Source organism: Saltatorellus ferox (assembly GCA_007751475.1).
Classification (GTDB): domain Bacteria; phylum Planctomycetota; class UBA1135; order UBA1135.
This window is the reverse complement of sequence record CP036434.1, coordinates 2658013-2681903: the sequence shown is the minus strand read 5'-3', so window position 1 is coordinate 2681903 and position 23891 is coordinate 2658013. Positions and strand designations below refer to the sequence as shown.

The following is a 23891-nucleotide window of genomic DNA, read 5'->3' as shown; positions in this document are numbered from 1 at the left end:
CCCCGGGTTGCAGCCGTTCACTCGGCTATCGAAGCGCCGCCGAGAAGTCGGCGAGAACCGTGTTCAGGTCGACGAGGATCTGTCGCTCGAACGCGATCTCGGCGCCGCGGATCCCCTCGTTCTTGCACTCGGCGACGAGGTCGAAGAGGAGTCGTGCACCGTACTGCTCCGCCAGGTAGTCGACGAAGGCAAGCGCCTGGTCGTAGGCGCGGGTGATCTCCGCGGTGTTGCTCCAGGTCACGAGGGATCCCTGGACCTCCGTGAGCTTGAACAGTTCCTTGCCGCCGTTGTCCCGCGCGTTGGCCAGCCGGGCCCGCGCCACCTGCAGCCCGGCGAGCCTGCGCTCGGGATTCTCGAGCCACTGGGCGATCCCCTCGTTCAGCCAGGACGGGACATCGTTGCCCCCGATGGACTGACAAAAGGCGTGGGCCACTTCATGGCGAAGCACGTCGCGGAGCCGCGCGACCCTCCGTGGATCGCGTAGATCGTCGGCGGGGACGCGAATCGTTCCATCGAAAGCTCCACCCGCCCAGTCGCCCAGCCCGGTGACGTTGTTGAACCCTTCGGATCCGTAGAGAACGACCGCGATCTTCTTCTCGCCCGCCTCGACAGGACGCCGCCCGAAGAGCTCCCCGTACTCCTGATAGGTCTCCTCGAGGAGCACCTGGAGGCGATCGACGCCCTCGCGGATCTCCGTCCGCGACGCGTCGAACTTGAACGTGTAGTGCAGCGTTTCCTCGACGCTGAAGTCCGCCTCCTCGCGCGCGATCGTCTCCGTGCGGTCCATCCAGCCCCGGATCCTTTCGGCGCGCTCTTCGTCGTGACAATGCTCCAGTGCCGCTTCGAAGTCCGCGCGCGCCAGCGCGAAGTCCTCGACGCTCCGGGACCGCGCGCGACGAACGTAGGCCGTGGTCAGGTTCGTGTGGTAGGCCTCCACCTCGCCTTCCTCGGCGACGGCGGCCTCCAGTAGTTCGATGGCTTCGTCGTAGCGCCCCTCATGGATCGCCTCGACCGCGCTCTCGTTGCGATCGAACGAACTCGGACCTGCCAGCGGAGGGAGCTCCTCCTCCAGCGAAGCGCTGGTGTCCGGGGAGGGCGCGCTCTCGACGATCGAAGGCGCCTCCTCGGTGCTTGTCGCGGTGGCTCCTTCGGCCGCGGCCGTCCTGTCCCCGCCCCTGAACCGCTCCCGCAGACTGAGCAGGCCGGAATCGAAGGCACCGGAGACCAGCGCAAGACCCAGCGCGGAGATCAGGGCCGCCCCTACCAGGATGCGAACCTGCGCTGATCCAGATCGGCGGCCCCGTCCCCGGCACACGAAACTCGGCTTGGTTCTCTCCATGGGCCGAAAAACGAACCCGCTACGGGGTTCTTCCCTCGGTTTGCGTTTCGTGGGTAAGCGTTGCTGCATGGACCCCCACGTTGCGGTCTGCCAGCAGAGCTGGGAAGGGTGCATAGCTCGCCGGATAGTCCAGATCTCGCTCGATCTGTCGAATTTCCCCGAGCAGGCGCTCGTGGGTGGCCTCGAGGGCGTCCTGGAGGGTGGGGTCGCAGTAGTAGGTGCGACAGCCGAGCGGCCTTCCCTCCCGCGCCGTGCAGCGGCCCGCCACGTGGTATGGGCAGCGTCCTTCCGCCTCAGGGGCGGGCGCGACCGGCTTCTTCGCGGCGGCATAGTCAGCCTCCAGCCCGGTGGAGTAGAGCACGTGATCTGCCTCTTCGAAGCGGCAGCAGACGCCCCTCGCGATACACACCGGCCGAACCGCGGCGAGCAGCTCTTCGAGCTCGGCGTAGATCGCTTCAAGGCGCGCAAACGCGGCCTCGCGCTGGGCGGAAGTGGGCTCCAAGCGGATCCCGGGGCACGTCCCACGAGCGCGCTCGAACCCCGCCTCGTCCTCCATCACGCTTGGCCAGTACGGAAAGGTCCGGCAGTGCTCCGGACGCGCCGTGTAGACCGAGCAGTCGTTGCGGCCTTCGAGGAGGGTGCAGCGCCCGCCCCCGCCTTCCTCCCTCTCGCGGAGCGTCTCACGCAGCTCGCCGCCCCTGTTGGGATCCGGGACGGTCCGGACGTGCATCCGCCGAAAGGCATCCGCGGTCATGCCGAGGAACTCGGCCATGCGCTCCGCCTCGCCCTGGTCGAGCCACACGTGCCCCTCACCACCCGTGCAGCAGTGGCCGCAGCGATGGCAGGAGAACCGGAAGGGAACGACGCCCTTCGAGCCTGGGTCCACGGCCATGGCGCCGAGGTTCTGAACTTCATCGAACTCAGTCACGTCGACCGCGACCGGAAGAACGCCCGGTGGACCTGCCGGTTCCGCGGCTCTCACCGCCGCGGCTCTCACCGCCGCGGCTCTCACTGCCGCGGCCAATGCCGCGACCGCGCCCTCGACCCCGTGAAGCCGCTGACTTGAAGTCGAGGCTCGCGCGACCCTCGACCTGCTCACGCACATCCTTCAGAAGCTCGTCCCAGCTCTGATAACGGAGTTCCGCGTCCTTCGACATCATCTTCTCGATGAAGTAGTGGAGGTGCGGGGAGTGCCCGCGACCCTTCAGCTCCGGCGAGGAAAGCCGCTCCATGACGTGCTTACGGAGTACGTCCTGGTCGCAGTCCCCCTCGAACGGGAGCGAGCCAATCGTGAGCTGATAGAGCGTGACGCCGAGCGCGTAGATATCGCTGCGGAGATCGGCCACCGCGCCGCCTTCCGCTTGTTCGGGCGAGAGGTACTGCACGGTGCCGCGCGCGCTCCCTTCCTGGTCCATCTCGCCTCCCGCAGCGCAGAAGCCGAGGTCGATCAGCTTCACGCGACCGCTGTCCGAGAGCATGATGTTCCCGGGCTTGATGTCGCGGTGCACGAGCCCCTCGGACGCCATGTAGGAAAGAACTTCCGCGACTTCGAGCACGATGCGAAGCGCCGCGTCCTCGTCGAAGAGATGTCCCTCATCGAGGTACTCGAGGAGCGTCTTGCCCTCCACGACCTCCATTCGAGACAGGTAGGTACCGTCGGCGCGGGCCGGCCCGTAGCCCTTGACGAGCCCCGGGTGATCGAGGCGCTCCAGCAGCTTGGCCTCGTCGATGAAGGCCTTCACTTCCACCGGGTTCCTCGCGTAGCTCGCGGAGAGAATCTTGAGCGCGAGGCTCTGGCCAGTCTTCTTGGCGCGGGCCCGGAACACCTCGGCCGTGCCACCCACCCCCAGCGTCCCGAGGATCTCGTGGCCCGGGATCTCGGGTCGCTCACCGGCCTCGGTGCGGCGCATCTTGTCGACCCGTTCGGCGTCCCATCCGGGGAGCGCCTCGAGCAAGTCGTCGAGTTCCGCGCCCTCCTTGAGGCGTGGAAGGAGCGGTTCCGCCTCTTCCCTGGAGAGGTGGCTGCGGTGAACGAGCTTGGCGAGGAATCGGACGTCTTCTTGTGCACTCATGATCTCTATACGAGCCCATCTTAGTCCCTGAATGGTGCGGGGATACAGCGGCGGCGGTGGTTCTGTCTCTCTTGTGGGCGAGATGTGCTCCACGCTGCGCCACAGGGCGCATAAGAGCTCTTCGGAGGGCTTCACGCGTCAAGATCGCCGAGAGGCGAGGTCGATCCACACGGCAAGCGGAGTTCATCCGGACCGGGCGGCCAGGGGCTGGACGGTTCCGCCCCCCCCCGACGCCGCGTCGACCGGGCCCATCGCCATGGGCCCCCAATCACCCATCGATCGTTGACTGGAACTGCACAGGAACGGAGCGTCTACCGCTACTTCGATCTCGCTGACTGCTTCGTGCAGATCATGGCGTTCGAGGAAGCAGGACTGTGCCTGGGCGAACGCCCGGGGCTTGGCCGCGCTGGCTACCGCAAGCTGGTGATCGAGGCCTGCATGCCCGACTTCAGCGACGACCTCGATGACCGGGCTCGACCAGCTGTTCCCCGACGATCCGCTCATGGTCGAGGATCTCCTCTACCAGCTCTGCGTCGAGGTGAATCCCGCCCTGGACATCCACGAGGTTCGGCTGACCGTCGACGGAAGGGCTCCCGTCGAGGCGCCGGTCACGCTGACCCAGGACGCGGCCGACCTGGAGCGCGACGACACCTTGAACCGTCTCCGCGACCGGGCCATCAGCCTGGAGGCGTATCTTCACCGGCACATCATCGGCCAGGACCGCGCGGTCACGTCGGTGGCCCGAGCCATCCGCTCCGCCGCCGCCGGCCTGGGCGAGCCCCAGCGCCCGCTCGCGTCGTTTCTCTTCACGGGCCGCACGGGCACGGGCAAGACCGAACTCGCGCGCTGCCTCGCCGACCACGTCTTCCGTACCCCCGAGCACGCGGGTCTTATCCGGATCGACTGCTCGGAGTTCGGCCTCGCGCACGAGTATTCGAAGCTCATCGGCTCCCCGCCGGGTTACATCGGTCACGACGAGGGAGGCCAGCTCACGGACGCGGTCGCCGAGAACCCCGAGTCCGTCGTCCTCTTCGACGAGATCGAAAAGGCGCACCCGAAGCTGCACAACCTCATGCTGCAGATCCTCGAGGAGGGAGCCCTCACGGACGGCAAGGGTCGCCGCGTTTCGTTTGCCCGTACCACCATCGTGATGACGTCGAACTGCGGCGCGGAAGAGGTCACCTCGGCCAGCCGGGCCGTGGGCTTCGGCGGCGCCCCGACGCTTGGCCGCGCCACGATGGAAGACATCACGGGCCACGCACTGGAGCGCACGTTCACGCCCGAGTTCCTCGGCCGCATTGGAGAAGTGGTCCTGTTCGACGAGCTCGGAAAGAAGTCCGTCGAGCGCATCGCCGCGATCAAGCTGGCCGAGCTTCGTGCCCGGGCCTCTGCCCGAGGAATGGATGTCCGGTTCACCCCCGCGGTCGCCGCCTGGGTGGCCGAGCGGGGTTTCCGCCCGGAGACGGGCGCCCCGGGAGCTCCGGCGTATCATCCAGAAAGAGCTGGAGCCTGAGCTGTCCGAGAGGCTCTTGACGGCTGGGTCGGCGGGTCGCCGGTCCCTGGTGGTCCGTGCTTCGAAAGGCCGCCTGGTCTTCGAAGGCTAGGCCAAGGACACGTCCAGTACTTGCCGTCCTGCGTCCGCCAGGACGCACGGGCTTCGCTCGGCCCCGAAGGGGCTGGGCCGCCCGCGCGAGGCTCGCCCTCGCGGCCCGTGCGGCGAGCACGCCCGCCCGGCGAGGGCGCCCGTCCGGCGAGGACGCCTGTCCGGCGAGGACGCCTGTCCGGCGAGGACGCCTGCGCGGCGAGCGCCAAGCGATGCAATCGCTATTTTCGCCGTCAGGCGAAATGCCAGAGATACTGCGCGCTGTCACGGCGATAGGGCGGCTCGGCTCCACTTGCATTGGCAGCAGACCCGCCCGCTACCGACTTCCCGATACCGACTGCCTGCCGTTCGCGCGAAGCGCCGAACGCGTGGGCTGAGTTCTCCCGATGTCGGCTTACGGCCTGCCCGCTGGAGCGCTCGCCCGCATGGGCGAGCTGGGCAGATGTCGGACTTGCCTCTCAGACCTCAGACCTCCGACCTCCGACCTCCGACCCGCCCAGCTCGCCCTGACGGGCGAGCGCTCCAGCGGGTAGCCCACCAGCCGCTACCGGGAAACCTCAGCCCACGCGTTCGGCGCTTCGCGCGAACGGCAGGTAGTCTCTACCGGGAGACCTGCTGGGGAAGCCGCCAGCGGGCAGGCCGCAAGCCGCGAGCGGGAAGCCTCAGCCCACGCGTTCGACGCTTCGCCGCGAACGGCAGGCAGTCGATATCGGGAGACCTGCAGCGGGCGGGTCTTGCTGCCAATGCAAGTGGAGCCGGGCCGTCCTATCGCCGTGACAGCGCGCAGTATCTCTGGCATTTCGCCTGACGGCGAAATAGCGATTGCATCGCTTGGCGCTCGCCGCGCAGGCGTCCTCGCCGGACAGGCGTCCTCGCCGGACAGGCGTCCTCGCCGGACAGGCGCCCTCGCCGGGCGGGGCGTGCTCGCCGCACGGGCCGCGAGGGCGAGCCTCGCGCGGGCGGCTCGGGCCCCTCCGGGGCTGCGCGGGGCCCGGGCGTCCTGACGGACGCCATGGGACGGCCCGGACCTTACTTCCGTCAAAAAGACCCACCATGTGTAGCTCCGGTTCAACGTCCATGGGACCTGCATCAAGGCCGACCAAAGTGGCCATGAGCCCCTCCCAAGCACCTTATGCTCGGCCGCATGAACCCACTCCTCATCGCCCTCTGCTCCCTCGCGCTGTCCCCCCAGGAGCGCTCCGCGGAAAGTGACCACGTCGCGAGACCCGCAGCCACGGACACAGCGCGCTTTCTGACGAGCCGCAAGAGTCCCATCGAGTTGCCGCTTCCCGACGAAGAAGACGCCTTTTTCTTCATGGTGTACGGCGACAGGACGGGAGGTCCGGCGTCGGGTGTGGCGCTGCTGCGCCAGGCCGTCGAGGAGACGAACCTCATCGACCCCGACCTCGTCCTGACCGTCGGCGACCTCGTTCAGGGCTACAAACGAGCCGGCTGAGTGGATGACGCAGATGGAGGAGTACCACGACGCGATGAAGCCGCTGCGGATGCCGTGGTTCCCCGTGGCTGGCAACCACGACATCTACTACCGCTCCAGAGATCGGTCAGCTTCCCCCGCCGAGGAACACGAGGGCCGGTACGAAATGCACTTCGGCCCCCTCTGGTACGCCTTCCAGCACAAGTCCGCTTGGTTCATCGTGCTCTACACGGACGAGGCCAACCCGGACACGGGCGAACGCAACTTCAACAAGGCCGAGTGCCAGCGCATGAGCCCCGAGCAGCTGGCCTGGCTCGATGAGACGCTGGAAGTCACGAAGGACGCCCAGCATGTGTTCGTCTTCTGCCACCACCCGCGCTGGATCGGCGGCAAGTACGGCGACGACTGGGACCAGGTCCACGAGCGCCTCGTGCGCGCCGGCAACGTTTCGGGCGTCTTCGGCGGGCACATCCACCAGATGCGCTACGACCCGAAGGACGGCATCGAATACTTCGCCCTCGCCACGATCGGCGGACACCAGAACGGCACCGTCCCCGAAGCCGGTTTCCTGCACTGCTACGACCTCGTCACCGTGCGCAAGGACCGAATCGAACGCGCGACGTTGCCCCTCGGCGCGGTGATGGATCCGCGTGAGATCACGGGACGCGTCAGCCTCGAAGCGCCGAAGCTCACGTCCGTGGAGCCGCACTGGCAGTCCACCGTCCGACTCGGCGCCGACGGCTCGTCCGACGACACGATCAAGTTCACCATCACGAACCCGGTCGCCGCTTCGGTCGAGATGGAAGCGCGCTTCACGAGCCCCGATCCGCGCTGGCGCTTCGTGCCCGATCACCTGCACGGCACGATCGGACCGGAGGGCTCCTTCCGCGGCGAGATCCAGGTCTCGCGCCCCCCCGAACTCGATGGACGGCGGCATCACGCTGCCGGTGATGGACCTCGGCTTCGACTACCTCACCGAAACCGCGCGCTTCGCGATCCCGCGACGCGACTTCTACCTGCCCTTCGACATGTCGACCCTGCCGGAGGTCGCCATCCCCGAGCGCGAGCGCGTTCTGCGGATGACAGGTGGCGGCGACTGCGCGCGGATCCCGTCGAAGTCCATCGACCTCCCGGACGGCCCCTTCACCCTGGAGACGTGGGTCAACCCGAACCGGATCGCGAGCCGTCAGGGCATCGTCTGCAAGACCGAGTCGTCGGAGTACGGTCTGTTCGCCAGCGGAGGCGAACTCAGCTTCGTCGTGCACCTCGACGGCGCGTACGTCACTGCGAAAGCCCCCGAGGCCACGCTTCCACTCGGCGAATGGAGCCACCTGGCGGCGGGGGCGTGTACGACGGATCGGAGGTGCGCCTTTACCTGAACGGCCAGCAGATCGCCAGCCAGACCGGCAGCGGCAAGCGAACCAGGAACGAACTCGACCTCATCGTCGGCGGCGACATCACGCGCACGAACGGGTCGGACTCGACGCTCGACGGCGACCTCGACGAGGTTCGACTCTCGAAAGGCGCCCGCTATGTGGGTGAGTCCTTCCGGCCCGCTCGCCGCTTCCAGGCCGACGACGACACGATCTTGCTCCTGCACATGGACGCGGCGTTCGGCCCCTACCTGCGCGGCGGTCGCACCCTGGGAGCGATCCTGGAGCGCGCGGGTCGACTGGGCGATCTTTGACAGAAGAAACCGGTCGAATTCGGCCCCGCGGAAAGGCTGAACCGCGCCGGGACACGTACGTTGGCAGCATCCATGCTGCCAAGCCTCGTCCCGCTCGCTCTCGCCGTTCTCTCCCCCGGCCACCTCATCATGGGCCGCGTCCTCGACTGCGAGGGCCAACCCGTCGGCGGCGCAAGGCTCTGGCTCAGCTCCCAGGAGGCAGTGCCCACCGGGCCCCAGTGGGAACTCGTTGCCTCGGCCACGAGCACGGATACCGGCGGGTTCGAGCTGACGATTCCAACGGAATGGATCGAAAGGGCCGGCGTCCTGTGCGACCTATCGGTCCTCGTCTGGAAGGAAGGGCACGGCGCGTTCCGGGCCTCATGGGCGCCGGATGACGTGCCGGCTGGCGTCCCCTTCGAACCCTGGCTGCCAGAGCTCCGCTCCACGGAGTTCACCGTCGAGGATCCGTCCGGCACCCCCTACCGCGGAGTGCGAGTCTTCCCGACCGCGCTCACCTATCCCGACTCCGGCAGCGGCCTGCGCATCTCTCCGGAGATCTGGTCGGACGCTTGCCTCTTTCGAACGGACGGTGAGGGGCGCGTGACGCTCCCTTTCGCATCCGAAGCGATCGTGGAGCTGATCATCGCCTTGCCCGAATCAGGGCGCTTCGGGCTGACCTGGATGGACCGAAGCGCCGGGGACTTCCCGGGCACGCTGGTCCTGCCGCGGCCGACAGAGAGGGCGATCAGCGGGCCCGACGCGGGCGCCGCCACGATCGAGGCGGGGACTCGCACTTCCCTGCGTGCCTGGCTTCAGGTTCCCTCCTTCGAAGCGCGGACGCTGACGGCAGAGTTTCACGACGTGCTCGAGCTGAAGGGCGACGGTCCCTGGACGGCGTCCGTTCCTGACCATCTCGGTCAGCTGCTGCTGAGGCCCGAGGGAGAAGGCGTGCTCCCGGCGAGCCTCGCCGGGACTCGGCCCGGCGCCAGCTCCTGGATTCACGGGCGGGCCATGAACGAAGACGGGAGCGCGGCTGCGGGTGCGTGGATCACGGCCGCGCGCAGGGGAGAAGCTCGACAGTTTCGCGTATTGACCGCCGTCGCGGGGCCCGACGGGTCCTTCCGGGTCGGCCCCGTCGTCCCGGAGGATCCCTTCGAACTGATCGGCCATCGAGGGGGCCGCATCGGACGCGTGGGCGTCACCGCACCCCGCGATGGGAGCGCGGTCAAGCCTGCGAAGCTGAAACTCGCTCCTGCGCCGTGCGCACGGGTCGAGTCCGTCTGGCAGGGCGATGAACCCGCGCCCCGCCTTCGGCTGACACTCGTGGGCGAAGACGCGCTGACGTACGTGAACGTCGAGGGAGCTCTGATCGTGGGCGGTAGCCTCTCCCGGGCGAGCGGCGCGGACGAAGCGATCGTTCTGGAGCGCGCGCTCGCGCCCGGAGGCCTCTACGCGATTCGCTTCGAGGGTTGGAGTGATGCCGACAGGCGCCGGGTCCTCCCCGGTATGACGGCCTTTCTCCCGGCGGAAGAACTCGCCGCGGGCATCACTCTTCCAGCCATCGAGCGGTGGATCACTCCGGAGCTCACCGCGTCCGGCGTGGACATCGTCGACCAAGGCGAACTGCGCGTCCGGCTGCGAACCAGCGAGTTCTGGTCGCCCGTGGAGAGCGACGGCACGTTCACCGCCCTCGGGGGCGAGTCCGATTCCGATATCGTGCTCTTCGAACGTGATGGTCTGATCGAGGCAGCCATTCTCGGGCAGAACCTGCGGACGGCAGAATCGTCCGACGTCGACCTGGAGGCCCACGAACTGACGGCTGCGCGTCCGTCCAGAGCGGAGGACGCCGACACGCTCCTGGTGAAGAAGCTCGCCTGGTCCAGGGTAACGGAGTCACTGGCCGCGGATCCGAAGAGCGTCGTCCAATGGCTCGAACCCCTCATGCACGCCGACCCCGATGGCGTCCTGGCCTTCCTCGATTCCGGCGTGTGCGAGGACCCGACGATCTCGAGCCGCGCCTTGTCGATGCTCGCGGCAAGGGTGGCCATCCGGCGCCCCGGCGAAGCGCTGGCGCTCGTTGGCCGCGAAGAGATCGCTCGGAGCCGCGCCCGCATCGCGTATCGAGCGGCCCCCTACCTCGAGAAACCGGCGGCATGGGAAGCGCTGTCCCGCGCCAGCGCGGAGGTCCCCGAGGATTCTGACGCCTCGGGGCAGGTCCTTCGGGCGGCGTTCATCGCGCGGGGCCTCGTCGAGCTGGGCGAGGGTGAGGCGGCTCGCACCGTATGGGAGCCCGCCATCGAGACGGCGAAGAAGCTCGCCAAGAGCGGTAGATCCACCTTCGATGCGGCGGAGCTGGGCGCAGTCGTCTTCCTGGAGAACCGCGAGGTCGGCCTGGAGCTGGTCGTGTCCGCCCGGCAGGACTCCGACCGCCACCGGGCGATCGCACGGGCCGCCGCGTGGCTAGCGAAGGTCGACATCGAGGCGAGCGAGGAGATGCTGGCCAGCCTGAAGGGCGAGCACGTGCAGTTCTACATCGACCGAGCGCTCCCGGCCATCGTGTACCACATGGCGGAGAGCGACGCGCGCCGCGCGAGCGAGATCGCCGATCGATACGCGACGTCGGGCATTCCTTACGGCCTGATCGCGCTCGCCCTGGCAGAGCGGGGTTCGCGAGACGAGGCGATCGAGGCGCTTCTGCGGGCCTTCGATCGGCTCGACGAAGACGCGCGTGCGAGCTACGTCCGAAGGCATCATCCCGTGGCCGTGGCCGCGTTCCTCATGGGCATCGCCGACGTCGTGGATCCGGCGGGTTTCGAGGGCTGGCAGGTCCGCGCGCTGGGCGTACCCCGCCACTCGGGTGGTTACACATCGTTCGACGCCGAGGCGCTCGCCAACGCGGAAGCTTGCCTCGCCATCGCGCTCAGCGGACACAGCCCTCCGATCGCGCAGGCCATCCTCGAGCCCTGGATCGTCGCCCTCGCCTCGGACGGGCCGCGAACTCGGGGCGCGCGCAGCCAGATCCATACGATCGGCACGGCACTGGCGCTCATCCATCGTGAGAACCTGGAAGCCAGGCTCGAGGACCTCCCGGGAGACCTCCGGGACCTCGCTCTCCGGGCGGGCGTGAGCGCGCTCGCGAGGTCGTCGGATCCGATCGGGCGGTTGTTCCCATCCTGCAAGCTGCTTCCCGCCAGCTGGTGGCCCGGTGAGGAGGGGCTCTGATGTTCGTCTCCTCGCTCCTCTTCGCCGCCCAGCTCGCGTACATCGTGCCGCCCGAGGGCGCGCCGATGCGCCATCCGTCACCCGTGGCGCTTCCGCTGGTGAGCACCGCTTTCGAGGACGTCCGCATCGCTGTCGCGCTGACCGGAGACAGGCAGCGCTTCGCGCGCCTTCGTTACGGCGAACCGGACTCCGTTCGCGTCACCGCAGTGCTGGACCTCCACGAATCCGGCGCAGCGGCGCTCTACCTGGATCAGAACCGCGATCTCGTCATCACGAACGACGAACTCGTCCCGGAGGTTTCCGAGGACGCGCGCGCCTGGGACGTGTCGCTCAGCGCCCACGTACGCAATGCCGAGGGCGAGACGAACCCGCTGCCGAGGCGGCTCTGCTTCGAGCTGAACGAGTCCGCCTCGATCCTCGCGGCGTCGACGCTGGGCTGGCTGGAAGGCGAGATCTCGATCGGCGAGGACGCAACACGCGTCAGGCGCCGTGACAGCAACGTGAACGGCTTCTTTGGCGACCACGGCGACCAGCTCTGGATCGATCGGAACGGCGACGGCGAATGGGCGGCCTTCGGTGAGCTCTACTCATCGCTCCCGTTCCTGACGCTCCCCGAGGAACGCGGCCGCGTGCGCTACGCGGTCCGGTCCAACCGAGAGGGCGATCGCCTGCGCCTCACGGAAGCGAACGAGTTCGGAACGATCGAGATCGCGCTGCACCGTGCCGGCGCCGAAATCCGCGACGACGTCCGCTCCGTGGAGGCGATCCTCGTGGGCCGTGACGGCACGGTCGTGTCCGTCCGAGAGCACGCCCGCGCCACCGAGGTGCCGACGGGCGACTACCGGCTCTCGACGCTGACGCTTCAGCTTTCCCCGTCGGAGGAGGACCCTGAACAGCCCGACTGGACCTTCGTCTTCTCCGAGGCGTTCCGGCCCACCGAGGCCTCCTGGCGACGGGTCGCCGCGGGCGGCGCCCTCACGCTGGACCCCGTGCGGGAAGCGCTCAGCCTCGAGCTTGCGCTTCCTGAGAACGCCAAGACGCTCACCATCGCCGACTCCGTCCGCGCGCAGCCCTACCTCTACCTGGGAGCCGACCGACTGCTGATCCGAAACGCCTACCGCGGCAGCCGCGGCTGGATCGGCCCGTCCCAGTTGAAGGGCACCGTGTCCTTGCTCGGAGCGGGCGAGGACCCCCTCGTCACCTACACGTCGCAGTTCTTGTGAGGCACGCTCTGCCCGGCCTTCGTGGAAGTGCCCGACCTCGATGATTCCGAACGGGACATGCTGACTCTGCGGGTCGACTTCGATTCTGGACCGCTCGCGGGAGCGCTATCGGCCCAGGTCGAGCGGCCGATCGAATGAGAGCCTGAGCAAGATGCTTCATGCTCGACGCGCCCTCCAGCACGCCCTCGATAGAGAGCTTCGTGATTCGGACCAGATCGTGAATCGGTAGGTCACGCCCGGGTGCATGAACTGCCCGGAGTTCACGTCGTTGACCTCCCGAAGGCCCGTCACGTTGTCGATCGCTGACAGGCCGCCGAAGTTGTCGTTCGAGACCATGCGGTCCGCGCGGTTGTCGCAGAAACAGGCCATCACGGTGTAGAAAACGTGTCCCGTACCTCCAGAAGAGCCGCGACGAGTTGGAGAGGTGCGGCCAGTACATCTTCCCGCTGCCGTCCAGCGGCCGTATGCTGTGCGGCACCATGATGTCCCGCTCGACCGCCGCGACCGCGGCCTGGCTCGCTCTGGCCGCCCACGGCCCGGCCGCCTTTCCTGCAGCTTCCGCAGTCCTTTTCCCCCTGGCGCACCCTTCCGCCGTGGCCCAGGACGCTGGCGCTTCCGTCACGGTGAACGAAGAGGGTTTCGCCGCACGCGCCGTCGGTGAGGTCGCTGGCCCAGGCGGGCTGCTCGAGGGCGATGCCGGCATCGTGACCTTCGAGGACCTGAACACCCTCCTGATCTGGCGGGACGGCAAGGGACCGAACGGCGACGCAGCGCTGCGCCAGCTCCTCGAGCTGCGCGTGATCCGGGCCAAGGGCCGGGCCGAGGGGATCGAGATCACCGAGGCGATGCTCGACGATCGGTACCGCGAACTCGATGTGGAGGCCAAGGCCGCCGGATCGGCGGGCGGGCTGAAGGAGTTCATCGCGTCCCAGGGCGTGGAACTCGAGCAGTTCCGTGAGTACCTCGAGCTCTCGATGATCCATGAAACGCTGACGCGCCGCGCCCTCGGCATCCCGGCGGGCGGTGAGGTCAGCGGCGACCAGCAGCAGATCTGGCTGGAGCAAGAGCTCAAGGACCGCGGCTTCGAGCCGCGCGAGCATCCCTGGGACGAGGGCGTCGTCTGCATCTCCGGCGACGTGGTCATCACGCGCAAGGAATTCGGCGATCACCTGAGGTCCCAGGTCGACGACGCGGATGAGCGTGAAGCGTGCTACCTCATCCTGCTGGAGCGCGCCGTCCGTGCGCGCATGCCAGAGGTCACGGCCGAGGGCGCCAACAAGGCGCTGGATCGCGAGATCGAGCGGCGCGCCGCCGAGGCCTCGGCCAATCCGGACTACCAGGGGGTCGCGTACGACCGGCTTCTGGAAGCGCGCGGTCTCTCCATCGAGGCGTTGCGGCTCGATCCCGCCATCCGCGCGGCGGCCCTCGCCCACGAGGCCGTCGACCGGCGCCACGACGACGAGTCGCTGCGCAAGGTCTACGAAGAGGAGCGCGACTTCTTCGATAGTCGCTTCGGTGAGGCGGTGGAGCTGAGCGTGCTCTTCAAGAACGCGACCGAAGAAGAGGACAACCCGCTGGTGCCCTCGTTCCGCAAGGTCGAGCGGGAGCTGCGGGAGATGAAGGCCGCGATCGCGGGGCCGGAGGACTTTGCCCGCGTCGTCGAGATACACAGCCAGGACAAGTCGACGCGCGAACGCGGCGGCCTCCTCGGCCAGATCACGCGCGCGGGGTCCTCGAAAGAACTCGCCGACCTGCGCAGCGCGGCCTTCGCGGTCGTGGACGCGACCCCCGACGATATCGCTGGAACGATCATCGGACCGATCCGCATCGAGAATGGCGTCCTGCTGGGCATGCTCGGAGCCCGCACTCCGGCGCCGACCTGGCCGGAGATGCGCGATCACGTGCACCGCGAACTGCGCGGTCGCTTCCTGAACGAAACGCTCGACCGCAGGTCGGTCGCCACGTACCTCGATCCCCGCTGACGTCGACTTTCGGCCTTTCACCCAAGCCTCCCCCAGGTTCCCAGGAAGCCCCTCTCCCCCATGCTCATAGGCGAAGTCGTCGGAAGCGTCGTTGCGACCCAGAAGGATCCGCAGCTCGAATCCCACAAGCTCCTGGTCGTCCAGGTCCGCAGTCACGAGAACCAGCCCAGGGATCAGTACGTGATCGCGGTCGATTCGGTCGGCGCAGGGCCCGGCGATCTGGTGCTCTACGCGACGGGATCTTCGGCGCGTCAGACGAACATCACCAAGGACAAGCCCTGCGATGCGGTCGTGATGGCGATCGTGGACTCGTGGGACGTGTCGGGCAAGAACGTGTACGAGAAGTGGAGCGGCGCGTAGCGCTGGCCTTCGATGTACATCGGTAGAGTCACCGGGCGCCTCGTGGCGACCGTCCGCTACGAAGGGCTGGAGGGCGTGAAGCTCCAGCTCCTGGAGACGCTGGACGAGGACGGCGAGTCGACGGGAGAGCAGCTCGTGGCGGCGTGTGCGCTCGACGTCGGACCGGGGGATCTGGTGCACTTCATCGACGGTCGCGAGGCTGCGCTCGCGCTGCCGGACGAGACCTTCGTGCCCGTGGACGTGGCGATCACCGGTTTCGTCGAGCAGGTGACGAGCGGCGGGCGCGAGCTGGATCTGGACCCTACGCCAGGAGGCCCGGCGTGATCCTCGCAGACGTCATTGGAACGGTGGTGGCCCAGGCGGAAGTCGTGCCTGCGCTCCGCGGTCGGACGCTGCTTCTGGTGCGTCCGGTGACACCGGAGGGATCCGCGGTCCAGCGCAAGCCCCGAGTCGCCATCGACACGATTGGAGCGGGCGTCGGCGATCGGGTCCTGGTCATCGACGAGGGCAACTCGGGTCGGCAGATCCTCGGTGCAAGAGATGCGCCGGTCAAAACACTGATCGTCGGCTTCGTCGACGAGGTCGAGATCGGAGGCCGCGTGGTCTACGACCACAGGGCCCAAAAGGAAGCGGAGACGATCTGATGCACGCGATGCGCTGGAGCGAAGAAGAGGCCCGGATCCGGACGGCGATCTGCAGGATTGGCAAGCTCGGCTATGACCGGAGCTACATCGTCGGAGCGGACGGGAACATCAGCGCGATGATGTCGGACGGGACGATCCTGATCACGCCGACGGGGGCCATGAAGGGTTTCCTCGAGCCGGACCACATCGCCCACGTGGACATGACGGGCCGCGCATTGGACGACGGCCCGCGCCCCTCCAGCGAGGTGGGCATTCACCTGGTCGCCTATTCGGAGCGGCCGGACTGCAAGGCGATCTTCCACGCACATCCGCCGCACGCGGTGGCACTCACGATCGCAGGCATCGACATGCAGATGCCGGTGATCCCGGAGATCATCGTGACGATCGGCGGGATCCCGACCGCGCCGTTCGGAACGCCAGGAACGCCCGAACTCCCGGAAACGATCCGGAGCCTGGTCCGGTGCAGCGACGTGATGATGATGCAGAACCACGGTTCGGTCACGCTCGGCGCGAACCTGATGGACGCGTACAAGAAGCTGGACATGCTCGAGCACACCGCCAAGATCCTCTGGCTGGCCCACGTGGCCAAAGGCGGCCTCGAACCCCTCCCAGAAGAAGCGGTCCGCAAAATGCTGGAAACGCGCTCGATGCTGGGCATCAAGACCCGCAACACGCTAGAAAACCGCTGCGGCCTCTGACGAACCCGACACAAACGCACCTGGTCCGTCCGTTCCGGAACAAACGCACCTGGTCCGTTTGTTCCGGAACAAACGGACCAGGTGCGTTTGTGTCGGCTAGGGACGGGTCGGGTCAGGGGAGGTTCGCGTTGATCTTTCGCAGGAGGCGGGCGAGGTCGGCGCGGTCTTTTTTGTTCAGGGCGGAGAGGGAGTCGATGGCGTCGCTCATTCGCGCACCCACGATTCCGTCCACCAGGGTCTGGCCGTTCGGGGTCAGGGTGACCGTCACGCTTCGGCGGTCCGAGCCGCTGGCCACGCGCCTCACGAGGCCCCGGGTTTCTAGGCGGTTGATTCGGTGGGTCATGGCGCCCGAGGTGAGCTGGGCGGCCTCGCACAGCTCCGTGGGGGTCAGGCCGCCCTGCTGGCCCGCACGCCGGAGGGCCGAGAGGACGTCGTACTCAAAAGGAGCCAAACCTGAAGGCGCCATGACGGCCTTGAGGCGCTCCGAAAGGTGGCTGGCGACCCTCAGGACCCGCAGGACCACCGCCATCCCGGACGTATCGATGTCCGGTCGCTCTTTCCCCCACTGGGCCAGCATCCGGTCCACGTTGTCCTCCCTCTCCTGCATCGAGGCAGCATAGGGAGGCGCGAGATCCGCCCTGAGGCACACCTCGCATTTCTGCGAGGATTCCTTGATATCAAGATACTTGAAGTCGAGCTAAGATCCGAACGGGAGCTCCGAGGCTCGCGCCCCTGGCGCGGCGGGGCTCCTTGAACCAGCGATTCAATCGCGTCCTTCAGATGGGTAAGAAAAAGAGCGAGTACTGGCAATCCTCCGACAACGACGGCGACTGGTCTCCCTCGAAGAGCCAGCGTCAACGTTCACGGTTCCGCCGGAGTCGCAAGGGGCCGAAGGGTCTGGGCGAAGTCGAGTACAGCGACGACGACGGCTACGGCATGGAAGACATCGGCTCGGAAGCCTGGCGCTACGACTCCGATGAATGGGAGGAGAACTTCAGCGAGTCGTCTCTACTGGACGACGAGGCGCCGCAAAAGAGCAAGAAGCGCAGGCGCGGCTAGTGCCCTGAATCAGAAGTTCGTCGCATTAGTTTCGCCTGTTTCGCTCCGTAGCTGCGTTGCCGAACCTTGGACGGAACTACTGCTACGCACTGCGGTTCGGACGCCTTGCTACGAAACGAAACAGACTGAAACTAAAGCGACGAACTTCTGATTCAGGGCACTAGCACCCCGTTCGAAGACCTCAGCTGCGGACCGGTTCGACCGGCTCCGCAGCGCAGCGCGGCGCAAAGCAGCCGCTCCATGTCTCAGCGCCGCCGGATCGTGATCAGCGTGATGTCATCGGACTTCCCCGGCACGCCGGGCTCGCCCAGCCCCTGACTCGCCTGCATCGCCCGGTGGCGGCAGAGTTCGTAGAGCTTCCGCGTCGACGCCTCCAGGGCCCCACGCCGCAGCGTATCGACGATCTCCCCTTCGAAGGCATTGTCGGTGATGCCGTCGCTGCACACCATCACGGTGTCCTTCGCGGAGAGATCGATCCGCGGCCCGATCTGGATCTGCATGCCTTCGAGCCCGATGCCGTTGGACACGATGTGTCGCTCCGGATGCGCGAGCGCGGACTCTTCGTCCAGCAGCCCCGCCTCCATCGCGTAGCCGACCGGCGAATGCGCGACGGTCCTGAACTTCAGCTTCCCGCGCTGCCCCATCACCAGCGCCTCCGCGTCGCCCGCGTGGATCGTCTGGACGAACTCAACGTCGACGAGCACCGCCACCGCCGTCGCACCCGCGCCCTTGAGCTCGCGCGCGACCCGCTCGTTCGCCGCCTCGAACCCATCGACGAGCGCGCTGCGGCGGCTCTCCACCGGCCCCGCGAACGCGGCCTGCAAGCACTCCACGGTGATGGCGGCCGCCTCAGCTCCGTTCGCCATCCCGCCCATGCCATCGACCGCGCAGGCGATGATGCCGCGGGGCCCGAGATCGATGACGAGAGCCCCGTCCTGGTTCACGTCCTTGAGCGGATCACGCGCGCTCACCCAGCACACCTGAAACCCCTCGCCATGGAGCAACGTCGGCTCCGTGTCCGTCCCCTCGGTCTTCGGGTAACGAATCCATTTGGAATGGGAGTCCATCAGGCACCTCGCTGGGTCGAGCGAAGCGCGTGCCGCCGCGCCTTCTGGAACGCCGCCAGCATCGTCACGCACGAGGCGAAGCGCTTGCGCTCGGGAACCTGAATCGCACGCTTGAGCACGTCGATCATGTCGCGGTGCACGGCGGCCCGGATCCTCGTCGCACCCGCGTAGGGCCACTCGAACGGCCATTCAGGCGTCTCGCCCGCGAGCATCCGATAGATGACGAGCCCGGCCGAAAACACATCCGAGCGAACGCTGGGCCGCCCGAACGCCTGCTCGGGCGCCATGTAGCCGATGGTCCCCGACCCGGAGCCTTCCAGCCTTCCCTTGTCGAGCCGCGCCAGGCCGAAGTCCCCGATCCGCACGTTGCCCTCGGGGAACAGAAGAACGTTGTCCGGCTTGACGTCGCAGTGCACGACCTTGCACTCGTGGGCATGCGCAAGCCCCTCGAGCATCTGCCCTGCGATGTCGAGCGCCGCGCGCGGGCCGAGCCGTCTCCCGAGCCGGTCGTCGAGCGACTCCGTCGCGAGCTCCGTCACGAGGACGAAGCGCCCTTCGATCACCGTGGCGTTTCGGATCCCGAGCACGTTCGGGTGCTCCAGGCGAGCGGCCATTCGCACCTCGCGCTTGATGTCGGCCAGTGGTCCGGACGTGGCCGATTGAATCGCCGTGAACGACACGTCTTCCTCGTGCAGCACCTTCAGCGCGACCGTCCGATCCGCGATCGTGTCGGTGGCGGCATAGACGGTGGCGAACCCGCCTGCAGCTAGACGGCGTTGGATCCTGTACTGCCCGAATTGCTGGCGAGGGCGGAGACTGCGAGCGGTGGAGGTCATGCGTGGGCGATCATAGAGACGCTCCGGACGCAAAGAAGTCCATATCCGGATCACGACATATGTGGACCCGGTTCCGGAGGCTCCGCCGAGTGTGGCCGGGCAGCATCGGCCCTGTCAGCTGCCGAGCTGGTCAACGGGCACCCGGAGCGCCGCGCGAGCAACCCATCTAAAAATCAACATATAATCATATCCGGATATCAAGGGAAATAAATCTACTAAAGGACCCCCCAGGCTGCATTGACCGATCCCGGCGCCGAACCGAGGGTCATGGAGGAGCCGCGAGCCGCGGCCCCCATCGAAGATCGAAATCGACGTGAAGTCCCCCCTTGCCGCCATGAGCCCCCGACCGACCACCACACCACCCCCCGCCCCTCGCCGGACGGGCACCTCCGAGCGAACCGCCTACGTCCGCGCCGGCCGCCGCCCCGACCCCAGCACCGGCGCCGTCGTCGCCCCCATCCACCAGACGACCACCTTCGCGCAGGCCGGCCTCGGAGGCGACCTCGGCTTCACCTACAGCCGGGCCGGCAACCCCACCGTCGCGGCCCTGGAGGAAGCCCTCGGCGCGCTCGAGGGCGCCCCGCCCGCCGTCTGCCACAAGACCGGCATGGCCGCGATCACGGCGCTCTTCCTCGGCGTCCTCCAGGGCGGCGACCGCGTCGCCATCGCCCGGGCCGTCTACGGCGGCACCGTCCGACTCGCCCGGGAGATCCTCGACCCACTCGGGATCGAGGCGACCTTCTTCGACCCCACGGACGCCGAGAGCGTCGACGCCGCCCTCGCGGGCGCTCCCCGCCTCGTCTTCATCGAGACGCCCGCCAACCCGACGCTCGAACTCGTCGACGTGGCCGCCATCGCCGCCCGCGCGGCCGGCGCGCTGCTCGCGGTCGACAACACCTTCCAGACACCGCTCGGCCTGCAGCCGCTGGAGCTCGGCGCCGACGTCTCGGTGTACTCGACGACCAAGTTCATCGAGGGGCACGACGCGACGCTCGGCGGCGCCCTCGTAGCGCGTGATGAGGCCCTGCTGACACGCCTTCGTCGCATCACCAAGTCGGTCGGCAGCACCCAGTCCCCGTTCGAGGCATGGCTCACGCTGCGCGGCCTGACGACGCTGCCCCTCCGCTACGAGCAGCACTGCGAGAGCGCGCTCGTCGTCGCCGAGGCCCTGGAGGCCCATCCGTTCACGGAGACCGTCCGTCACCCCGGCCTCGCGAGCTTCCCCCAGAGGGAACTCGCCGAACAGCAGCACCGCTTCGGGCGGCGCATCCAGCTCCACGGCGGTATCGTGACGCTTCAGATCCGCGGCGGCTTCGACGCGGCCGTTCGCTTCCTCGGCAGCCTGCGGCTCGTCCTCGTGGCCGAGAACCTCGGCGCCCCCGGAACGCTCGCCACTCACCCTGCATCCATGACCCACGGCGACGTCCCAGCTGACCAGCGCAAGGCCGCCGGCATCGACGAGGGTCTCGTGCGTCTGTCCATCGGCCTCGAGGATCCGGCCGATCTGATCGCGGACCTCTGCCGAGCGCTGGACGCGTCCCAGAGGGAAACTCCCTCGCGAGGGTCGGCGAAGGTCTCCGAGGAGGTGGCGTCGTGAGTTCCGTCATCGTGCTGAAGTTCGGAGGCTCTTTCCTGCGCGGCCACGCCGACCTCGTTCGCGCCGTCCACGCGATCTACCGCGAAGTGCGCGAGGGCCGTCGCGTCATCGCGGTCACCTCGGCGTTCTACGGACGCACCGACGAACTCGCCAGCACGCTCGACGCGCTGGAGCGCGAGACGCGCGGCGCGTCCGGCGATCCGCACGCAGCGCGCCGCAAGCGCGCCGCGCTGCTCGGCACAGGTGAGATCGAAACCGCCTCGCTGCTCGCCGCCACGCTGGAGCGCTCGGGCCTCCCGGCGCGCATCGCCGACGTTCGTAACACCGGGCCCTTCGTCGAGTCGCTGGATCGCGGCGAGCCCGTCGACGAGGACGCGTGCGAGCCGACCCACATGGACATCGTCGCGCTGGAGGCGCTGCTGGCCGAGGCCCCCGTGGTCTGCCTGCCCGGCTTCATCGCCGCCGAGGACAACGTGAACCGAGACCTTGCGCTGCTCGGACGCGGGGGCTCGGACCTGACCGCCGTGTTCGTCGCCGACGCGATCGGCGCGCCGGTGGTCCTCGTGAAGGACGTCGAAGGCCTCTACACGAGCGATCCCTCGCAGCAGGTCGCGGACGCGAAAGGCGCGCCCCCGCGCCGCCTCGCCCGAGTCAGCTATGCGGACGCGAAGTCACTGGACGCGAGCGTGCTCCAGCGGCGCGCGCTCGCCTTCGCGGAGAGCAGGGGCCAGGAGATCCGCGTCGTCGGGCCCGGCGCCCTCGTGGGCGCACGCGGCACGACCGTCGGCGCGCCGCCGACGTCGGCCCAGAGTCCGACCGCGCCTCGCCGTCCGCTCCGCGTCGCGCTGCTCGGACTCGGCACCGTGGGCCGCCGCGTGTTCGCCGAGCTTTCCAGCGCGCCGCACCTCTTCCACGTGACCGCCATCCTCGTCCGACGCGGGAGCGACATCGATCGCCCCAGGGCCGCGCGGCCGCTGATCGTGGAGTCCTTCGACGACGTCCTCGCCAGCGGCCCGGAACTCGTCGTCGAGGCGACCGGTGGCGCGGAGCCCGCAGCGTCCTGGATGGCCCAGCTCATGGAGCGCGGCCTCCACGTGGTCACCGCGAACAAGGTCGCGGTCGCCAGGGCGAGCACGCGTCTGAGCGGCGTCGCGCGCCAGCACGGCGTGCAGTTCCTCGCCTCGGCCGCGGTCGGCGGCTCCGTGCCTGCGCTCGAGACGGTGGCACGCTGCGCGGCGTCCAGCTCGCCCGCCGAACGCCTGGTCGGGATCACGGGCGTGCTCAACGGAACGAGCAACGCGATCCTGGAGAGCCTTCGACTTGGCTGCTCGTGGGAAGCCGCGATCGACGAGGCACGCGCGGCCGGCCTCGCCGAGGCCGACCCGACGAGCGACCTCGACGGTAGCGACGTCGCTTGCAAGCTCGAACTTCTCGCGCGCGCCGCGGGCTGGCTCGACGCGCCGAACGCGAAGCTGCGCTGGATCCGTCGCGACTCGCTCGCGTCCGGCGTGCCCGCCGGGATCACCTGCGAGGAGGGTCGCCGACTGCGCCTCGTCGGTGCCGTTCACCTGACCGAGATCGGCTCCATCGCGAGCATCGTTCTGCAGTCCGTCGCTCCCGGGCATCCGCTCTTCGAGCTGAGCGGCGCCGCCAACGCGGTCGTGCTGGAGCACGCCGAGTCTCCGCCCACGGTCCTTCGCGGGATCGGCGCGGGCGCCTGGCCCACGGCCACCTCGGTCATGGGCGACGTATTCGCCGTCTGCAGACGGCTGCGCCTCGTGGAAGGCGCGATCCCGTCCACGCAGCAGATCGAGCCGGAGGACGCACGGTGAGCGCTTCTCCCTCGCGCTGGACGACCAGCGTACGAACCGGCTCCGCCGTCGAAACCGATCCGTACCGCGCGACCTCGGCGCCGCTCTACCAGACGGCGACCTTCGCCCAGGAGAGCCCGACCGAGTTTGGCGAGTTCGACTACACGCGCACCGACAATCCGACGCGCCGCAGCACCGAGGCGCTGCTGGCGGAACTCGAAGGCGCGGCGCACGCGCTGTGCTACGCGAGCGGCATGGCGGCGATCGCAGCGGTCCTGCGACTCGTGCAGCCAGGCGAGCGCGTGCTGCTCGGGCGCGATCTCTACGGGGGAACGCAGCGCTTCGCCCATGGGCACCTTCCGGGCGTCCAGGTCGAGCATGTGGACCTCGAACCCGATGAGTTCGGCCGTCGGGTCCAACTCGAAGCGGCTCTTCGACGCGGCGGAGTCCGCCTCGTGCTCTTCGAAACGCCCTCGAACCCGCGCCTCGCGATCACGGACATCGCGGCCGTCGCGGCGATCGCCCACCGGCACGACGCGCTTGTGGTCGTGGACGGGACGGTGATGACGCCATGGCTCCAGCGCCCATTGGACCTCGGAGCCGACGTCGTCATTCATTCGGCGACGAAGGGCCTCGCTGGCCACGGCGACGTCACGGCCGGTGTGGTCGCGACGCAGTCGGCCGAGCTGGCGGAAACGCTGCAGAAGAAGCGCAACACGGACGGTTCGGCGCTCGCGCCGTTCGAGTCTTGGCTCCTGGCCCGCGGCGTTCGGACGCTCGGCGTGCGCATCGAGCGCGCGCAGGCGACTGCGCTCCAGCTGGCGAAGGCGCTCCAGCGTGGGCCCGGACTCGAGGCCGTGCACTATCCAGGTCTGGAGAGTCACCCGGGTCATGCGCTGCACCAGAGCCAGGCGACCGGTGCAGGCGTGCTGATCACGCTGGAAGCCGACACGGCCGAGCGCGCCGAAGCGCTGGTGCGAGGCGCACGCCTCTTCTCGACCGCGGTCAGCTTCGGCGGCGTGTCGTCCTCGATCTCGCTCCCCCACCACATGTCCCACGCCTCCGTTCCCCGGGGGGCGGCGCCCCGGCCCGGCGAGAACCTCGTCCGACTGTCGATCGGCCTGGAATCACCGGACGATCTGCTGGAGGACCTGAGGCAAGCGATGAGCCATGCGTCCCGACATGTGGTCGCCGAGCCCAGCCAGCGTGTCGCTGCGGTCTCGAACTCGGATTGAGACTCCAGGAGCCTAAGCCACAGGAAACGAGGGCGCTGC

General features: G+C 68.2%; 22 protein-coding genes and 1 pseudogene. 16 read left to right on the top strand and 7 right to left on the bottom strand.

All coding sequences use genetic code 11. The features are described 5' to 3' along the window. Nucleotides 1–25 precede the first annotated feature (25 nt). Genes Poly30_RS09585 through Poly30_RS09575 form a run of 3 tightly spaced genes read right to left on the bottom strand, consistent with a single transcriptional unit; the run spans nt 26 to nt 3411 of the window. Nucleotides 26–1339, bottom strand: a complete 1314-nt coding sequence (locus Poly30_RS09585) for a gluzincin family metallopeptidase (protein WP_145196650.1) — start codon at nt 1337–1339, stop codon at nt 26–28. A gap of 19 nt (nt 1340–1358) precedes the next feature. Continuing rightward, the gene (locus Poly30_RS09580; protein ID WP_419191180.1) at nt 1359–2267 is read right to left on the bottom strand and encodes a YkgJ family cysteine cluster protein; all 909 of its coding nucleotides are present in this window, start codon (nt 2265–2267) and stop codon (nt 1359–1361) included. Further along, entirely contained in the window at nt 2260–3411 is a 1152-nt protein-coding gene (locus tag Poly30_RS09575) for a serine/threonine protein kinase (protein WP_145196646.1), read from the bottom strand. The genes Poly30_RS09580 and Poly30_RS09575 overlap by 8 nt, the downstream gene beginning before the upstream one ends. Nucleotides 3412–3874: 463 nt before the next feature. Here Poly30_RS09575 and Poly30_RS09570 point away from each other — a divergent pair, with 463 nt between their 5' ends. The 7 genes and pseudogenes from Poly30_RS09570 (at nt 3875) to Poly30_RS09550 (ending at nt 12563) form a co-directional block, all read left to right on the top strand. Further along, nucleotides 3875–4924: an AAA family ATPase gene (locus Poly30_RS09570; protein ID WP_145196644.1), complete on the top strand. Its 1050-nt coding sequence runs from the start codon at nt 3875–3877 to the stop codon at nt 4922–4924. Between the two features lie 1234 nt (nt 4925–6158). Next, nucleotides 6159–6470: a hypothetical protein gene (locus Poly30_RS09565; RefSeq protein WP_145196642.1), complete on the top strand. Its 312-nt coding sequence runs from the start codon at nt 6159–6161 to the stop codon at nt 6468–6470. 4 nt (nt 6471–6474) lie between these two features. Continuing rightward, nucleotides 6475–6915: pseudogene (locus Poly30_RS28310) on the top strand (metallophosphoesterase family protein); the annotation flags it as partial. Nucleotides 6916–7372: 457 nt separating this feature from the next. Beyond that, complete coding sequence (locus Poly30_RS28305; RefSeq protein ID WP_419191365.1) at nt 7373–7828, top strand: LamG-like jellyroll fold domain-containing protein; 456 nt, start codon at nt 7373–7375, stop codon at nt 7826–7828. Next, nucleotides 7771–8136: a LamG-like jellyroll fold domain-containing protein gene (locus Poly30_RS28300; protein WP_419191364.1), complete on the top strand. Its 366-nt coding sequence runs from the start codon at nt 7771–7773 to the stop codon at nt 8134–8136. The genes Poly30_RS28305 and Poly30_RS28300 overlap by 58 nt, the downstream gene beginning before the upstream one ends. Nucleotides 8137–8208: 72 nt before the next feature. Next, nucleotides 8209–11340 carry a hypothetical protein gene (locus tag Poly30_RS09555; RefSeq protein ID WP_145196638.1) on the top strand — a complete coding sequence of 1044 codons (3132 nt, stop codon included), beginning with the start codon at nt 8209–8211 and terminating at the stop codon, nt 11338–11340. Next, on the top strand, nt 11340–12563 hold the full coding sequence (locus tag Poly30_RS09550; protein WP_145196636.1) for a hypothetical protein: 1224 nt from the start codon (nt 11340–11342) through the stop codon (nt 12561–12563). Before Poly30_RS09555 ends, Poly30_RS09550 begins: the two co-directional genes overlap by 1 nt. A gap of 156 nt (nt 12564–12719) precedes the next feature. Here the strand turns inward: Poly30_RS09550 and Poly30_RS09545 are convergent, their stop codons facing one another. Next, nucleotides 12720–12932, bottom strand: coding sequence for a hypothetical protein (locus Poly30_RS09545; RefSeq protein WP_145196634.1), 213 nt, complete (start codon nt 12930–12932; stop codon nt 12720–12722). Between the two features lie 110 nt (nt 12933–13042). On the opposite strand from Poly30_RS09545, the gene Poly30_RS09540 reads away from it, so the two are divergent. The 5 genes from Poly30_RS09540 to Poly30_RS09520 are packed head-to-tail and all read left to right on the top strand — an operon-like array spanning nt 13043 to nt 16247. Continuing rightward, nucleotides 13043–14545 carry a peptidylprolyl isomerase gene (locus tag Poly30_RS09540; RefSeq protein WP_145196632.1) on the top strand — a complete coding sequence of 501 codons (1503 nt, stop codon included), beginning with the start codon at nt 13043–13045 and terminating at the stop codon, nt 14543–14545. Nucleotides 14546–14605: 60 nt separating this feature from the next. Further along, on the top strand, nt 14606–14905 hold the full coding sequence (locus tag Poly30_RS09535; RefSeq protein WP_145196630.1) for a EutN/CcmL family microcompartment protein: 300 nt from the start codon (nt 14606–14608) through the stop codon (nt 14903–14905). Nucleotides 14906–14917: 12 nt separating this feature from the next. Next, complete coding sequence (locus Poly30_RS09530; protein ID WP_145196628.1) at nt 14918–15229, top strand: EutN/CcmL family microcompartment protein; 312 nt, start codon at nt 14918–14920, stop codon at nt 15227–15229. After that, complete coding sequence (locus tag Poly30_RS09525; protein ID WP_145196626.1) at nt 15226–15549, top strand: EutN/CcmL family microcompartment protein; 324 nt, start codon at nt 15226–15228, stop codon at nt 15547–15549. The genes Poly30_RS09530 and Poly30_RS09525 overlap by 4 nt, the downstream gene beginning before the upstream one ends. Before the next feature lie 8 nt (nt 15550–15557). Next, nucleotides 15558–16247 carry a class II aldolase/adducin family protein gene (locus tag Poly30_RS09520; RefSeq protein ID WP_419191179.1) on the top strand — a complete coding sequence of 230 codons (690 nt, stop codon included), beginning with the start codon at nt 15558–15560 and terminating at the stop codon, nt 16245–16247. 112 nt (nt 16248–16359) lie between these two features. Here the strand turns inward: Poly30_RS09520 and Poly30_RS09515 are convergent, their stop codons facing one another. Beyond that, entirely contained in the window at nt 16360–16854 is a 495-nt protein-coding gene (locus tag Poly30_RS09515) for a MarR family winged helix-turn-helix transcriptional regulator (protein WP_145196622.1), read from the bottom strand. A 173-nt stretch (nt 16855–17027) separates the two neighbouring features. Between Poly30_RS09515 and Poly30_RS09510 the strand changes: the two genes are divergently transcribed. After that, a complete protein-coding gene (locus tag Poly30_RS09510) occupies nt 17028–17306 on the top strand; it encodes a hypothetical protein (RefSeq protein WP_145196620.1) in 279 nt (92 codons plus the stop codon). Nucleotides 17307–17551: 245 nt separating this feature from the next. Here the strand turns inward: Poly30_RS09510 and Poly30_RS09505 are convergent, their stop codons facing one another. Further along, on the bottom strand, nt 17552–18373 hold the full coding sequence (locus tag Poly30_RS09505; RefSeq protein ID WP_419191178.1) for a PP2C family protein-serine/threonine phosphatase: 822 nt from the start codon (nt 18371–18373) through the stop codon (nt 17552–17554). Beyond that, entirely contained in the window at nt 18373–19209 is an 837-nt protein-coding gene (locus Poly30_RS09500) for a serine/threonine-protein kinase (RefSeq protein ID WP_145196616.1), read from the bottom strand. Before Poly30_RS09500 ends, Poly30_RS09505 begins: the two co-directional genes overlap by 1 nt. Nucleotides 19210–19522: 313 nt before the next feature. On the opposite strand from Poly30_RS09500, the gene Poly30_RS09495 reads away from it, so the two are divergent. The 3 genes from Poly30_RS09495 to Poly30_RS09485 are packed head-to-tail and all read left to right on the top strand — an operon-like array spanning nt 19523 to nt 23852. After that, a complete protein-coding gene (locus tag Poly30_RS09495; protein ID WP_419191177.1) occupies nt 19523–20806 on the top strand; it encodes a trans-sulfuration enzyme family protein in 1284 nt (427 codons plus the stop codon). Then, nucleotides 20803–22638, top strand: a complete 1836-nt coding sequence (locus Poly30_RS09490; protein WP_145196614.1) for an amino acid kinase family protein — start codon at nt 20803–20805, stop codon at nt 22636–22638. Before Poly30_RS09495 ends, Poly30_RS09490 begins: the two co-directional genes overlap by 4 nt. Continuing rightward, nucleotides 22635–23852, top strand: coding sequence for a trans-sulfuration enzyme family protein (locus Poly30_RS09485; protein ID WP_419191176.1), 1218 nt, complete (start codon nt 22635–22637; stop codon nt 23850–23852). The genes Poly30_RS09490 and Poly30_RS09485 overlap by 4 nt, the downstream gene beginning before the upstream one ends. Nucleotides 23853–23891: the final 39 nt, after the last annotated feature.

Coding starts and splice junctions, on each gene's coding strand:
- Poly30_RS09585 (WP_145196650.1), bottom strand. CDS start 1,339: ATGGAGAGAACCAAGCCGAGTTTCGTGTGCCGGGGACGGGGCCGCCGA.
- Poly30_RS09575 (WP_145196646.1), bottom strand. CDS start 3,411: ATGAGTGCACAAGAAGACGTCCGATTCCTCGCCAAGCTCGTTCACCGC.
- Poly30_RS09570 (WP_145196644.1), top strand. CDS start 3,875: ATGACCGGGCTCGACCAGCTGTTCCCCGACGATCCGCTCATGGTCGAG.
- Poly30_RS09565 (WP_145196642.1), top strand. CDS start 6,159: ATGAACCCACTCCTCATCGCCCTCTGCTCCCTCGCGCTGTCCCCCCAG.
- Poly30_RS28305 (WP_419191365.1), top strand. CDS start 7,373: ATGGACGGCGGCATCACGCTGCCGGTGATGGACCTCGGCTTCGACTAC.
- Poly30_RS28300 (WP_419191364.1), top strand. CDS start 7,771: ATGGAGCCACCTGGCGGCGGGGGCGTGTACGACGGATCGGAGGTGCGC.
- Poly30_RS09555 (WP_145196638.1), top strand. CDS start 8,209: ATGCTGCCAAGCCTCGTCCCGCTCGCTCTCGCCGTTCTCTCCCCCGGC.
- Poly30_RS09550 (WP_145196636.1), top strand. CDS start 11,340: ATGTTCGTCTCCTCGCTCCTCTTCGCCGCCCAGCTCGCGTACATCGTG.
- Poly30_RS09545 (WP_145196634.1), bottom strand. CDS start 12,932: ATGGCCTGTTTCTGCGACAACCGCGCGGACCGCATGGTCTCGAACGAC.
- Poly30_RS09540 (WP_145196632.1), top strand. CDS start 13,043: ATGATGTCCCGCTCGACCGCCGCGACCGCGGCCTGGCTCGCTCTGGCC.
- Poly30_RS09535 (WP_145196630.1), top strand. CDS start 14,606: ATGCTCATAGGCGAAGTCGTCGGAAGCGTCGTTGCGACCCAGAAGGAT.
- Poly30_RS09530 (WP_145196628.1), top strand. CDS start 14,918: ATGTACATCGGTAGAGTCACCGGGCGCCTCGTGGCGACCGTCCGCTAC.
- Poly30_RS09520 (WP_419191179.1), top strand. CDS start 15,558: ATGCGCTGGAGCGAAGAAGAGGCCCGGATCCGGACGGCGATCTGCAGG.
- Poly30_RS09515 (WP_145196622.1), bottom strand. CDS start 16,854: ATGCAGGAGAGGGAGGACAACGTGGACCGGATGCTGGCCCAGTGGGGG.
- Poly30_RS09510 (WP_145196620.1), top strand. CDS start 17,028: ATGGGTAAGAAAAAGAGCGAGTACTGGCAATCCTCCGACAACGACGGC.
- Poly30_RS09505 (WP_419191178.1), bottom strand. CDS start 18,373: ATGGACTCCCATTCCAAATGGATTCGTTACCCGAAGACCGAGGGGACG.
- Poly30_RS09500 (WP_145196616.1), bottom strand. CDS start 19,209: ATGACCTCCACCGCTCGCAGTCTCCGCCCTCGCCAGCAATTCGGGCAG.